The organism is Pseudoalteromonas lipolytica, assembly GCF_900116435.1.
GTDB lineage: Bacteria > Pseudomonadota > Gammaproteobacteria > Enterobacterales > Alteromonadaceae > Pseudoalteromonas > Pseudoalteromonas lipolytica.
In genome coordinates this window covers 1-13,029 of the sequence record NZ_FPAZ01000023.1, presented here as the reverse complement: position 1 = coordinate 13,029, position 13,029 = coordinate 1, and the positions used below count along the sequence as shown (strand labels likewise).

The 13,029-nt window shown below is 40.6% G+C and carries 12 protein-coding genes; 7 read left to right on the top strand and 5 right to left on the bottom strand.

Annotated elements, in window-relative coordinates; translation table 11 throughout:
- Positions 1–4 precede the first annotated feature (4 nt).
- The 3 genes from BM378_RS18645 to BM378_RS18635 all read left to right on the top strand — a co-directional run bounded on the left by BM378_RS18645 (position 5) and on the right by BM378_RS18635 (position 2,074).
- Positions 5–406 (top strand): hypothetical protein, encoded by a 402-nt coding sequence (locus BM378_RS18645; RefSeq protein ID WP_176714541.1) that lies wholly within the window; start codon positions 5–7, stop codon positions 404–406.
- A gap of 3 nt (positions 407–409) precedes the next feature.
- Positions 410–727, top strand: a complete 318-nt coding sequence (locus tag BM378_RS18640; protein ID WP_074989757.1) for a helix-turn-helix transcriptional regulator — start codon at positions 410–412, stop codon at positions 725–727.
- A gap of 405 nt (positions 728–1,132) precedes the next feature.
- Entirely contained in the window at positions 1,133–2,074 is a 942-nt protein-coding gene (locus BM378_RS18635) for a sensor domain-containing diguanylate cyclase (protein WP_051501821.1), read from the top strand.
- Between the two features lie 19 nt (positions 2,075–2,093).
- Here the strand turns inward: BM378_RS18635 and BM378_RS18630 are convergent, their stop codons facing one another.
- Positions 2,094–4,979 carry a M16 family metallopeptidase gene (locus BM378_RS18630; RefSeq protein WP_074989756.1) on the bottom strand — a complete coding sequence of 962 codons (2,886 nt, stop codon included), beginning with the start codon at positions 4,977–4,979 and terminating at the stop codon, positions 2,094–2,096.
- 257 nt (positions 4,980–5,236) lie between these two features.
- Here BM378_RS18630 and BM378_RS18625 point away from each other — a divergent pair, with 257 nt between their 5' ends.
- Positions 5,237–6,193, top strand: a complete 957-nt coding sequence (locus BM378_RS18625) for a methylenetetrahydrofolate reductase (RefSeq protein WP_036970627.1) — start codon at positions 5,237–5,239, stop codon at positions 6,191–6,193.
- Positions 6,194–6,398: 205 nt separating this feature from the next.
- Here BM378_RS18625 and BM378_RS18620 read toward each other — a convergent pair whose 3' ends face one another.
- Together BM378_RS18620 and BM378_RS18615 are read right to left on the bottom strand one after the other, a co-directional pair.
- On the bottom strand, positions 6,399–7,634 hold the full coding sequence (locus BM378_RS18620; RefSeq protein ID WP_036970629.1) for a DEAD/DEAH box helicase: 1,236 nt from the start codon (positions 7,632–7,634) through the stop codon (positions 6,399–6,401).
- A gap of 93 nt (positions 7,635–7,727) precedes the next feature.
- Entirely contained in the window at positions 7,728–8,429 is a 702-nt protein-coding gene (locus BM378_RS18615; RefSeq protein WP_036970634.1) for a DUF3581 domain-containing protein, read from the bottom strand.
- A 536-nt stretch (positions 8,430–8,965) separates the two neighbouring features.
- On the opposite strand from BM378_RS18615, the gene BM378_RS18610 reads away from it, so the two are divergent.
- Genes BM378_RS18610 through BM378_RS18600 form a run of 3 tightly spaced genes read left to right on the top strand, consistent with a single transcriptional unit; the run spans position 8,966 to position 11,243 of the window.
- The gene (locus BM378_RS18610) at positions 8,966–9,367 is read left to right on the top strand and encodes a DUF3019 domain-containing protein (RefSeq protein WP_036970636.1); all 402 of its coding nucleotides are present in this window, start codon (positions 8,966–8,968) and stop codon (positions 9,365–9,367) included.
- The gene (locus tag BM378_RS18605) at positions 9,367–10,056 is read left to right on the top strand and encodes a response regulator transcription factor (protein ID WP_074989755.1); all 690 of its coding nucleotides are present in this window, start codon (positions 9,367–9,369) and stop codon (positions 10,054–10,056) included. Before BM378_RS18610 ends, BM378_RS18605 begins: the two co-directional genes overlap by 1 nt.
- Complete coding sequence (locus BM378_RS18600) at positions 10,053–11,243, top strand: ATP-binding protein (RefSeq protein WP_074989754.1); 1,191 nt, start codon at positions 10,053–10,055, stop codon at positions 11,241–11,243. The genes BM378_RS18605 and BM378_RS18600 overlap by 4 nt, the downstream gene beginning before the upstream one ends.
- Here BM378_RS18600 and BM378_RS18595 read toward each other — a convergent pair.
- Both BM378_RS18595 and BM378_RS18590 read right to left on the bottom strand, forming a co-directional pair.
- On the bottom strand, positions 11,227–12,069 hold the full coding sequence (locus tag BM378_RS18595; RefSeq protein ID WP_065978455.1) for a MipA/OmpV family protein: 843 nt from the start codon (positions 12,067–12,069) through the stop codon (positions 11,227–11,229). The genes BM378_RS18600 and BM378_RS18595 overlap by 17 nt on opposite strands.
- Positions 12,070–12,581: 512 nt before the next feature.
- A partial coding sequence (locus BM378_RS18590) for an Ig-like domain-containing protein (RefSeq protein WP_143104603.1) occupies positions 12,582–13,029 on the bottom strand: 448 nt, incomplete at its 5' end.

The following is a 13,029-nucleotide window of genomic DNA, read 5'->3' as shown; positions in this document are numbered from 1 at the left end:
GATGATGAAAAACGACGTACTAAACTCACATAAACTAGGTTATAAACTTTACTTTCAAGATGGTGATAACCAAATCGCATGCTTTGGTCACATCATGAGCGGCAAAGAAGAAATATATGTAAACGATGAATTGGTTAGTGAGAAGCGCAGCTTCGGCTTTAAAAGTCGTCACGACTTTAACTACCAAGATAATGCGTATGCAGTCGAATTTAAGATGCAAAATATGCTAACAGGCAAGCTTGAATGTTCGTTTTTTAAAGCTGGCAAATTGGTAAAGCAAAGCACGCAAACCGCACTGACTGATAACCCAAAACAAGTTGCTATGGTTACCTTAGGTTGCTTTATTGGGGGGGCTATTTTTGGTTTTGCCTTTATCACACTTATCGAGCCGTTTATTGGGAAGTAAGTGATGCAATTAAACCCTAATACAATTAAAACATTAAGGCTTAAGTTCGACTGGACACAACAGCAGTTGGCCGACGCCTGTGATGTAAGCCTACGAACCATTCAACGCGTTGAAAAAGAAGGTGCGGCATCAAAAGAAACCACCATGAGCCTATGTGCGGTATTTGAAGTACGCCAAGGTGAGCTTATCAAACTAGACGATGAACCAGCCGTTGAAAGCGAAGCAAAAGCAGTATCGAAGCAAAACTTGGCCGCAATTGTTGCAGCTTCATCGTGTGTTAGTTTTGCACTGGGTATGGCAACAGTATTTGTTATTTTTTAGGAGTGAACGATGAAAAAAGAACAGCGTGGTCACGCAGTACTCATCGCCTTTGTTGCAGCAACCTTGTTGTTAGCTATCGGCGTGGAAGTTGGCGCATTGTTATAACAAATAGATTGACTGTCAGAGTTGAGCCTCGGTGTGATTCTGGCAGAAAGCTAAATAGCAAAACCTTAAAACCGACACAACAGCCTCTCTATTACGTAAAACCGGTTACTTAAAAAATATGAGTAACCTGTTTTACTGTTATTTGAAGTATCGACTTATTCCCTGTTGTAACACCTTCACAATGCAGTAAAATGAACTGCGCAATAAATTAAGTGCTTCGGATTATTTTTTACATCAACAACAGTGAAAACTCAGCATTTATTGCTAATCTTAATTGAGTAGTCATGGTCAGGAACCAATGTGGTTGAATCAAAAGAATTTTTGAAATTAATACTTGATACCATCTCAGAGCATATCGTTGTTATCAATGAGCTGGGCGATATCATATTTGTTAATCGCAGTTGGCAAACGTTTGGCGATGAGAATAACTGTGACTGTGATATTCAATGGCAGAAACAAAATTACTTAGCTATCTGCAAGTCAGCCGCAATACAAGGCGATGATTTTGGAATAAAAGCCTTAGCAGGTCTCAATAAAGTCATCAATAATCAAGAACCTGAATTTTACTTAGAGTACCCTTGTCATAGCGACATCGAAAAACGCTGGTTTATGATGCGTGCTGTGCCACTGGAGTATAATGCGCAGCGTTTCGTGGTGATTAGTCATTTAAACATCACTGAACGAAAACTTGCAGAACAACAAGTTCAAGAGTTAGCGCATATTGATGGTCTGACACAAATTGCTAATCGACGTCATTTTGATGACTTTTATGAGCAAGAGTGGAGCCGCTGCATGCGACTCAAACTTCCCATATCGCTGGCGATGATTGATTTAGATAACTTCAAACTTCTCAATGATAACTTTGGCCATGTCGTTGGTGACACTTGCCTAAAAGAAGTCGCAAAAATACTGCCCGACTACGCGCGTAGACCTGGCGATTTATGTGCAAGATACGGTGGCGAAGAATTTATATTAGTGTTGGGAAATACTCACTGTTTACAGGCTCAAATGCTATTAACGCGTTTTATGGCCGAGCTTACAGCATTAAAGCTCCCCGAACTGGCTGGCCACCCTTTAACAGTCAGTATTGGTTTGGCAACACTTGTGCCAAACGTCGCTGATAATGCCATGCAATTGATCGAAATGGCCGATAATGCACTTTATCAAGCGAAGGATACTGGCCGCAACAAACTTGTTGTTGCTGATCACTACCCGCAAACAAATAAAGAAGAGTGCCCCTAAAGGAGCACTCTATTGTGTGTTATTGAAACACCTTTTCTACATCAACGACTGATATATTTTTCGCTGGAATAGCGAGCTTATAATCAGCAATCACGTTGTCTTCCGCGACAAGTTCTGCTGGTTTTTCTGCGTTATAAACCATAGGCGATGTTTGCTCTGACGCTAAGCGCTTTTGCATGTCTTTACCGTCACCTGTAATAAACACATAGTGAATATTGTCGGTTTGCAGATTCTCGCGAATAACACGGTTCACATCCTCAAGTGTTAGCTTTTCAAGCTTGCCACGTACATAGTCAACAAAGCTCTCTGTATTATAAAACTCACTATCTAGCGCGTAGCCTAGTTGGCGGTCTTGGCTTGCCACCATTTGTGGCACAAAGTTAATTAAGAAGTTGCGCGTTGCTTCAAAATCTTCTTTGCTGATGCCGTTTTTAATAAGCTTATCTAACTCGAATAACGCGGTACGGGTTGCAAAGTGCGCATCGTTATTAGAGCGCAATGGACGCAGCCATACTTGGAAAATTTGCTCAGAGCGGCCTAAGTTCGCATCAGGCTTAGTTTGGAACATACCACGTGGGAAGTATTCAACGTACGCATAGTCACCGTAGTTCATACCACGGGTTTGACGAATACGCTGATACAAGAAGCTATTTGAACTTCTGTGCTCGCCAAAGTATGAACGCACTAGCCATAATGCAGTCCAATCTTCACTACTACGAATCGTCTCTATTGGGAAACCAAACGACACGGCTGTTGATTGCGCCGACTTTTCAACAATGGTGGCATGGTGACCACTCAGTGCTGGCGCATCGGGAATTACTAAACGGCTTTCTTTGCCTTCTGGCAGCGATGTTAAATCTTTTAGCATCGCCGATTTTACATCGCTTGGAATCGCACCAATTAAACCTACGGTTAGTTTTGATTGTGTGAATTGCTTGCCGTAAAACGCTTTTACATCATCAAGCGTCAATGCTTCCAGATCAGATAAGTCACCATAGTTATAGCTTTCGTATGGGTGGCCTTTATACAGTTGATGATAAAGCACTTCTTTACCGAGCTCTTCATCGTTTGATGCTTTAAGCCCCGCTTTAATGCTATCGATAAGCTCTTTTTTCAGGCGTTTGAAGTCATCTTCTCTAAAACCTGGGTTGAGTAATTGTTCACTCACAAGCGCATACCACTGTGCCGCATTGTCTTTGTGTACACGACCGCGCAACGAAATCATCTCTTTATCGATTTGATACCCAAAGCTACCCGCGAGTGGGTATAACGCTTTTTGAATGTCTTTATAGCTCATCGTTTCTGAGCCACCTTTCGCAAGCATGGCTGCCGTTAATGCGGCGACGCCTTTTTTACCTGCTGGATCGGCCGCGGCACCGGTATTAAATAACCAGTTAACATCAACCAATGGTGAACTGTTGGTTTTATCGAGCACTTTAAAATGACGCTCTGTTGGCGCTTGTTCTGTACTTGCAACGGCTGCGTTTAGGTCAACTTCTTGCTCAAATCCTGCCACGTTATCTAAAGCCGACATCGTCACTGTAGTACGGCTTGAATCAACAAAGTATTTATTCGCTATCGCTTTAATGTCTTCTGGGGTGATGCTATCGGCAGTCGCATAGAGCTGATTGATTACCTCTGGATCACGCTCAAAATGCATGTAGCTTGCAAGTGTCGAGGCGATTGATTGCGATGAATCAAGCCCATTGATAAAGCTGTATTTTAAATTTGATTTTAAGTCTGCCAGTTTTTGGGCATCAACAAGCTCAGTGCGTGCTTGTACATATGTGCGGTTAATGGCATCACGTGCTTTTGCAAGATCGGCTTCGTTTTCTACTTTTACAAAGACATGCAATAACCCCGGATCTTTTGTATCAGGATTATAAGTGAACATTTGACTTGCGATTTGCTTATCAACCACCAATTCTTGATAAAGCGCTGAGTTATTTGAGAAATAAAGCTGTGAGATTAAATCAAGTGCGGCGCGATCTTTTTGCGTTGGATCCCACGCAGTGCCTTTATACGATACAAGCAACCAATGGCCTGGTAAACCGTCATTCTGCTCATGTATATATTTTGGCGCTTGTTGCTTTGGCTCTACTGGAATATCTGCTTGGTAATCACCTTTTTTCCAGTCACCCCAATGTTTTTTCACCATTGCCATGGTTTCTTGAGGGTCGACATCACCAACAATGACCAACGATACATATTCTGGTTTATAAAATTTTGCGAAAAACTCTTTCCCGTAAGCCATTTGATCTGGCATGGCTTCAATGTCTTCAAAAAAGCCCATCGTGGTGTGTTTATAAGTATGTTTCTCAAATGCTTCGTTACGCACTGCTGAAAGCAATTTACGAATTGGACTGGCATTATTTTTTAAGTACTCACCTTTCACTGTTAAGGCTTCTGTACGGAACTGTTCTTCGCTGTACGTGAGGTTTTGAAAGATATCAGCTTCAATTTCAAGCACTTTATCAAGGTGCTCTTTTGAGAAGTTTAAATGATAGTTGGTGTAATCATTAGTAGTATACGCGCGGTTATCAACACCCGAGTTTTTTAAAATATCTGAATACACGTCTTGTGGGAATTTTTCTGAGCCTTTAAACATCATGTGCTCAAAAAAGTGAGCAAAGCCCGTTTTGCCTTCTTCTACTTCGTTACGAGAACCTACCGACACGGGAATTTGTAATGAAACAACATCGGGGTAATCCGTTTTTACCACCATGACACGAAGACCATTTTCTAGTTCTTCTAAAACGTAATCTTGGCTAAATACACGGTTATCTTCTTGGCTGACAACCTGTTCTATTTCGACTTCTTTAACCATATTTGATTGTGAATTCGTCGCACACCCGCTAAGAGCAAGCGTTACAGCAACACTGGTCGCTAATAATCTAAATTTCATAATGATCCTTTAATTTTACTTGTTAGTTATTTTTCTCATAATCAGTTGTGTTTGATTATGCATGAAAGTACTGGAAAATATGAGGGTCAAGGGCACAATTAATGTAAACAGGTGTGTCAATTTAAGATAACACCCCACCACCAACTTGAATTAAATTCATGCTCATTGAAAAACTTTCAACAGAAAAATCTATCTAGACGTCTAAATGGCTGCTATATTATTTCCCATAGACGCAGGCACGAGCTGGAATGAGGATTATGGCTTTATCACTACAAGAGAAAATTGAAGACACCAATCAGGGTGTATACCTGATTGGTACCACACCGCCTAAATCAGGCACTGATAAAGCCATGCTTGAAACCATTGCACAAAAATTATTGGGTCGCCTTCATGAAATTGAATACGATGGTGTCATTATCTACGACATTCAAGATGAAAGCAGCCGTACAGAAAAGCCGCGTCCGTTTCCATTTAAAGAAACCGTAGACCCACGTGAGTACAGCCATTTGTTGCGTAGCCTGTCTCATTTAGATGTTATTACCTACAAAAGTGTTGCCCAGCGCAGTGAAGCTGAATTTACCGATTGGCTACACGAAACACGTAATGAGTTTGATTTAAAAAATCTAGTCTTGGTAGGCAGCCCATCTTCGCATGGTGATATCAAACTAAGTTTACCTGATGCTTATAACACCCTTGCTAAGCAAGACAATGATGTGTTTCTTGGCGGTGTGACTATTGCTGAACGCCATGCAAGCAAACGTAACGAGCATGACCGTCTATTAGAAAAAACAGAGCAAGGTTGTAAGTTTTTTATTTCACAAGCCGTCTACAACGCACAAGCAACCATTGATTTAATCACTAGCTATGCACGTAGCTGCAAAGCGTTAGGCATCGCACCTAAGCGTATAATTTTAACGTTTACACCCTGTGGTGGTGAGAAAACGTTAGATTTTATGGAGTGGCTGGGTATCTCTGTACCGGAGGCAACAAAATGGCGCATGCTTGATTCTGCAAATCCATTGAGTGAGTCAGTACGCATTTGCCGTGAAAATCTTGACCTCATATTACAAAGCTGCGCACATTTAGCGGTGCCACTTGGTTTAAATATTGAGAGCTTAACAAACCGTAAAGAAGAAATTGATGCGTCAATTAATCTTTACCGCTTACTTAAAGCAACCATGGAATTAAACCTAGCCGAAAAACAAATCGCTTAAATAATGTGCGCGTTTATACCAATACGTTTAATTAACAGCGATTTTAAAACAAGAAAACGTGGTCGCTAGCAAAGAAAATGCGGGTAAGCATAACAGTTCATTAAACGCTTTTGTTCACCAAGCTAATGTACACACGACTTATGCTATTAGCGTGTTGATTAGTGCTAATTTAGGCTCCCTTAAATTAGCACTGATACAGCTTAATCTATCGGCGCCTAGGATTTTTTTGCCCTAATATACGTTTTTTGTCACGAGAGCGTCGTGCCTTATTCGTGTTTTTTCGGACTTGTTTTGGCTCTTTTGTTAAATCAGGCTCGTACCCTGGCAGCCATTGTGGTGTTAAGCGTGTATCTAATAAAACATCAATTTCATCCAGTAACCATTGCTCATCAATACTCACCAATGACATGGCCAACCCAGTTTCACCCGCTCGTCCTGTCCGCCCTATACGGTGAACATAGTCCTCTGCAACATAGGGTAGTTCGTAGTTAATTACATACTTTAATGAGGCGATATCAAGGCCACGCGCCGCAACATCTGTAGCGACAAGTACTCGAGTGACACCCGTCTTAAAATTTTGCAGCGCTTTGTCTCGCGCCCCTTGGCTTTTATCGCCGTGAATAGACTCCGTTTTTAAGCCGTCCTTACACATTTCTTTTGCCAGACTATCGGCCGTTTGTTTAGTGCGGGTGAATATAAGTACTTGTTGCCAATTTTTCATGCCGATCATATGTGAAACGAGTTCGCGTTTACGATCCTCATCAACCGCATACACAATCTGCTCAACTTCAACAGCAGCCGAATTGCGTTTATCAACCTCAACTAACTTAGGATCATTCAACAACTGTTTACTTAGCTCAAAAATGCTGTCATCAAATGTGGCTGAAAAGAGTAAGGTTTGGCGCTGTTTTGGAACATGACGAAGAATACGCTTTATTTCATCAATGAACCCCATATCAAGCATGCGATCTGCTTCATCAAAAACAAGGGCACTAATGGCAGATAATTTAATGCTACCTTTAATCACATGATCAAGTAATCGTCCCGGTGTAGCCACCACAACTTGCGCACCTTTAATGGCTTTAATTTGTGGGCCAATACTGGCGCCGCCATAAGCAAGCGCGGCTTTAATAGGTGTATTAGCTGCATAACGCTCAACACTGGCAAATACTTGCTGTGCAAGCTCTCGCGTTGGTGTCAGGATTAAAACTTTTACAGCCTCGGGCAGCGGCTCTTCACGCAATAAGTTATCAAGCAGTGGTAATACAAAGGCAGCTGTTTTACCCGTGCCTGTTTGTGCACTTCCCATAACATCAACCCCGGCTAAAATAAGCGGGATAGTTTGGCTTTGAATAGCCGTTGGGGTGTGATAATTCTCTGCTTGCAATGCTGAAAGGAGTTCAGGCGCAAGGTTTAACTCTGAAAAGCTGGTTACTGACATGATAGGGTGCACAATTACTGTAAAACGTCTATTGTACGCGCAACACTAAAAACAAAAAAGGCGCTAAAGCGCCTTTTCTTACAAGCGTTGCCGTTATGCAGGTTTAAGTGTTTCTTTGCGTTGATTATAAAACGCAATCAAATCATCCACGGTTGCTTGGCAGTATTCACGAATACCTGACACCACCATGTGCTTTTCGCCTGACCCGACTTTTTCACCCTTTTCTAATAAATCGAAACGTAAGGTGATTTTTCCTCGCTTACCTGTATAAGTGAAATCAGGCTCCGCGAATTGCAGCGCTGGTGACGTAATATCAAGTCGGTCTAAATTAATGAGCATTGACTCATAGATAACCATAGGTCGTGCTGGATTGATCATTACATCTTGCTTACCCATTAATGGAATGATCACATGCGGGAAAGTGGTACCAGAAAACTCAACGTAGTTTTTAATTAAGCTATTGATCAAATCTGGACATTGACTGACCGCACCCTCACGTTTCACTTTAAGCATTACTTTATCGCCATCAGTGATATCAAATTCATCGGCGCCTTCTGGAAAAGAGAGCTTTGATGTCTCATCAACCATACCAGCAAAAGTGAATTCCATCTTTTCGCTGATCCCGTAACGGCTGAGTACAAGCGAAAAAAGTAAATCGCCAGGTACACAAAACTTTTTGGCATCTTTGTCGTGTAACGGATTAAAGTCATCTGCCACGGACTTAGCAAAACGACAGCCTTGCTCACGAGTAATAGAGACGTAATCAGCATGTTGCTGATAAAATGGACTTAACATAATTGTTCACTGCTTAAACTGCTTATAACCTGCCTATACTACCAGAAAAATTTATAGGAGAGGTCGAATCTGTTAAATATAAGTCACACGCTCAGCGAGAGTTTAGCTACAATTACTAAAATGTTGGTTTTTATATCTAAAATGAACTTTGTATCAATTTGTACGCAACAGTTAACAAATGAACAACAATAGTGAACACTAAAGCAGCGCCAGAGCGTAATGAAAAGTTATTAATTTTAACTAAATATAAATTCAGATTCTATTTTAAAACAAGGCGCTAACTTAGAAGTCGCGACAAAAACACAAATAGGTCTGAAAGCGCTGGCAGTTCTTAGTGCTATTTGTGGCGGGAACGGTAAATAAGGTATGATGAACACGTTTTTTATCGTGTAATTGCCACTCATAGGCTGCATAATCATAATTATAATAAGCGGCATAAAAATGAGCTCTCATATTGAGATAGGTACGTTACACCAACGTTCAATGGTTAATATTACTTTGAAAAAAAGACTTTTAGAAAACAGGGGCTTGGTTAAATGATAAACCGATTAAGCTGGTCATTACTGTTTTTATGTTTGTGCTTTTCAGCAAATTTGCTGGCCGATGAAAGTACAGACCAGCCTTTTTTTAAAGTATCACCCATTGTGTGTGTAACAGATACAAAACAAAAAGTATGTGAATTTAATATTCAAGTTCACTTTAGGTTAGCCCCATTTAAAGAACTTTGCTTAGAGGTAACACAACGCCCACAGTACACACAGTGCTATACACAAAACGGCTTAATTATTGAAAAATTTATAATAAAAACCGAGCACCCGCTGACTGTTAAACTAATAAATCCGATAAACAATGAAGTTGTTCAACAACAATTACTTTCAATAGCAAACTATGAAGCTAAAGATTATCGTATTAAACGGCGTTTTGGCTGGAGTTTATAATGCACCATATTTTTTTGATTGAAGATGATGTAAAGCTAGCTAGCTTAATTCAAACGTATTTATTGAAGCATGGCTACACAATTGATGTTTTTAATACAGCAAAGGCATATCGCCAAAGCGAAATTACCTTTATTCCATCACTTATTATCTGCGACATAATGCTCCCAGATGGTAATGGTTTTGAACTAATTTCGCAGCTGAAAGAAAAGTTCAGCTGTCCGGTGATCTTTTTAACCGCCTTAGATTCAGTGCAATCACAAATTAAAGGGTTAGATTTGGGCGCCTATGACTATCTTTTAAAACCAATCAAGCCTGAATTACTACTGGCCAAAATTAAAACCATAATTACCCACTCTGTTGGCCAAGATAACTTTTCTAAGCAAAACGATATTTTACGCATCGATAATAAAAAAAGAGATATCTTTTTCCATAACACAGCGCTTAACCTGAACGACAGTGAATTTGAAATTATTGCCTACCTTGCCAAAAACTCACCGCAACCCGTTTCACGTGAAGTCTTGTTCAAACATATTATCGGTCGTGAGTACGACGGACTTGACCGTGCTATCGATTTAAAAATCAGTCGACTCAGGAAAAAACTAAAAGAAACCATTAAATATCATAAAGAATCTTTAGATATCAAGTCTGTGCGAGGTAAAGGATACAGCTTGGATATTTCAGAAATATGAAGCAGCAGTTTTTTAAACTTTATTTAATCATCACCGTAAGTTTAATTGCCTTAGTGCTTGCATTTGGCCAACTCTATAATCAGTTTTTCTTAGAGCAAACCCCTAGTATTCAACTCAGTGTGGATGAATTAGCACTCATCGCTCAACATAAAGACACGCGTATTAACGCATTTAATCAAAATGAGTTAATTTTACCTGACTCTTTACAGGCATCATTCGACAGAGATGGCATTATCAGTGTCAATGAAAACGGCCAACAATTTGTTTATTTGAAGAGCGATAATGGTGCAATACAAAGAGTCGGCCCTATTACGCTTATTTCACAAAGTAAAAATGACTGGCTCGCTTTTTTTGCATTTTACATTTTGCTTGCAGCCATGATCTTAGCCTTTATTCGCCCTGTATTTCGTGATTTGGGGTTATTGCAACGTGCCGCATACCGTTTCAGTAAAAAGCCGCAACGTATTGAGCTGGATATCAAACCAAACTCCTCCATTGCGCCTTTAGCAAATACCTTTGCTCATATGTCTGATCGCATCACACAGTTTGTACAACTTCATAATGATTTATCACGCATTATTTCCCATGAGATTCGTACCCCACTCTCGCGAATGCGCTTTGCACTGTCTATTTCTGAATGTGAAACAGAAGAAAGTATTCAAATAGAACGCGATATCGATGAAATTGAATTACGCCTTGAACAATATTTGTCATTTGCACGATTAGAGCATCAACAAAGTGTCTTTAATCAAGAGAAAACCAACCTGACAAGGTTGATTGAGACTGAGATCCACAAATTTGAACTCTACAAAGAGCTTAAGTTTAGCGTTAAATTAGACGTAATAAATGCCTATTGCGAAGCAAGTTTTATGGCCATTGCCGTTCAAAACTTGCTGATTAATGCCACTAAGTACGCAAAACACACCATTTTAATACACAGCGCGGAAGAAAGTGATTTTTATACCATTAGTGTGACTGATGACGGGCCCGGACTGCCTATAAATGCTGACGCACTCATAGAGCCTTTTAAACAAGGTGAAGGGGATAAACTCGCAAGCGGCTATGGGTTAGGGCTCTACATTGTGCATCGCATTGCCAGCTGGCATGGTGGGGTCATATCACTTGCAAACAACACAGACACCGGTGGGGCTGAAATTGCAATACGCTGGCCTAAAAGTGGTAAGTAATTCCAGCAAAACCCGAAAAGTAACCATTTTTTTCGATCATGTGTGAACGTGCCAAATGGCTATCAAGCCACGTGTGTTTAAGCTTAAAGTCGATACTAAAACTGTCACTCAGTGGGTATACGTAACTCACTTTTAAGTGATAATTAACCGCACTCTCTAAATCATATTTAGGTAAGCGAACCACACTTTCTGATGGTAAAACGGTGTAGTAATAATCGATTAATTCTTCATTCTTATAGGTCGCGCCGGCCTCTATACCCGCGATACCCGAAAACAATTTAAATTCACGAGAGCCAGTCAAAAGTAATTCATAACCGTCATGTACATGCGTTACATCGTGAAAATATGCAGCACTTAACCACACAGAGTCGTACACGTTTACCGCTGAGGCTACCCCTGCCATATACGATAAATCACGTTCAATTGGGGTCAGGTTTATTGGTGAAGCTGAGGGTCTTGTTGGTCTATCAGTGCCTGTTCTAATAACACCCGTGGCATACAGTTTATCGATACCATCCAACTCAAAAAAGAAACCATCATCGTTAAAGCGGCCGAGTAAATCGACATAGAAATCTGGGGTTTCGATTAAGCTGTAACCAAGCGAAAAGTCGTCGAAGTACCAATCATCACCATAATAAGCCACGCTTGGTAAAACAGGAGACGTGACGTTATCCGCACCAAGAACAGGGTTCTCTATACCACCGTATCCTAGTGTAATACTGGCATGAATTGTCGACTTTTTTATCAACTGTGGTTGTTTTACATCTCCCTGCGCATAAGCGGTAGACGTCGTTAAACAACACAGTAAGCCAAGCAATTTTTTCATCAACTTAATTCACCTTAATAGCATTATTAATGATTATAATGATGCCTAAACACGATTAATAACCCACAGGTTTCCACCCTTCTGGGTGCGATCATAGCGTTTGCACACATTTTTGTATAATTTTTTCACTCAACAACTATGTTAATGCGGGGCTAATCCCTCGCTTACTTCAAACTAACACACTGAAAAAAATATGAAATACTCTGTACATTTTGCTACAGAGGATTTTCAATCGCTTTATTACTTTTAGTTATAAGGTAAAAACCCATCTTTCTAAGATGACTTATTTTCCCTTATAAAAGAGTAACATAAACACTCACCTTCCCTAAAAACCCCCTTTTACAATCTGGCTTTTGCCCCCATTTTTAATTAACTGCAAACGTTAATAAAACAGCCTGACTAAAAAGCGAAGTAAACATGACATATAGGCCACATCCTTTTATGTTGAGCAGAGTACACAAACGAAAAAAGGGCCCGAAGGCCCTTTGTCACATAACACACTTAGGGAGTGATTAGCTGCGCTTTGCTTTACGGCGTCTTAAGCCTGCAAAACCTGCCATTAGAAGTGTTAGCCATGCAAGTGAGCCGCTTGAGCTCGACTTCGCTTCTACTTCAGGTTGTACCGTCACTTCTTGCGCAGTAACAGTTACTGAAACACCTAACTCCATCGCGTCAACACCATCGCTTACTGTTACTGTAAATTGATGCTCTCCAACGCTTAAACCAGACACTTCTGTAACTGCTGATGTCGGGCTTGCTATTACACCAGGACCTTCCCATGAGAAAGTTAACTCATCATTATCTAAATCATGTGATGCCGATGCATCAAGGGTTAGTACGCCGCCTTCCGTCATTTGTTGAGCACTTGCTTCAACTGAAACGACGGGTGCGTCATTTAAACCTTCAACCGTCAACATAAACGTCGTGCTTGCAGCATCTGATGGGTTCTCAATGTCAGAA

Coding starts and splice junctions, on each gene's coding strand:
- BM378_RS18645 (WP_176714541.1), top strand. CDS start 5: ATGAAAAACGACGTACTAAACTCACATAAACTAGGTTATAAACTTTAC.
- BM378_RS18640 (WP_074989757.1), top strand. CDS start 410: ATGCAATTAAACCCTAATACAATTAAAACATTAAGGCTTAAGTTCGAC.
- BM378_RS18630 (WP_074989756.1), bottom strand. CDS start 4,979: ATGAAATTTAGATTATTAGCGACCAGTGTTGCTGTAACGCTTGCTCTT.
- BM378_RS18625 (WP_036970627.1), top strand. CDS start 5,237: ATGGCTTTATCACTACAAGAGAAAATTGAAGACACCAATCAGGGTGTA.
- BM378_RS18620 (WP_036970629.1), bottom strand. CDS start 7,634: ATGTCAGTAACCAGCTTTTCAGAGTTAAACCTTGCGCCTGAACTCCTT.
- BM378_RS18615 (WP_036970634.1), bottom strand. CDS start 8,429: ATGTTAAGTCCATTTTATCAGCAACATGCTGATTACGTCTCTATTACT.
- BM378_RS18610 (WP_036970636.1), top strand. CDS start 8,966: ATGATAAACCGATTAAGCTGGTCATTACTGTTTTTATGTTTGTGCTTT.
- BM378_RS18605 (WP_074989755.1), top strand. CDS start 9,367: ATGCACCATATTTTTTTGATTGAAGATGATGTAAAGCTAGCTAGCTTA.
- BM378_RS18600 (WP_074989754.1), top strand. CDS start 10,053: ATGAAGCAGCAGTTTTTTAAACTTTATTTAATCATCACCGTAAGTTTA.
- BM378_RS18595 (WP_065978455.1), bottom strand. CDS start 12,069: ATGAAAAAATTGCTTGGCTTACTGTGTTGTTTAACGACGTCTACCGCT.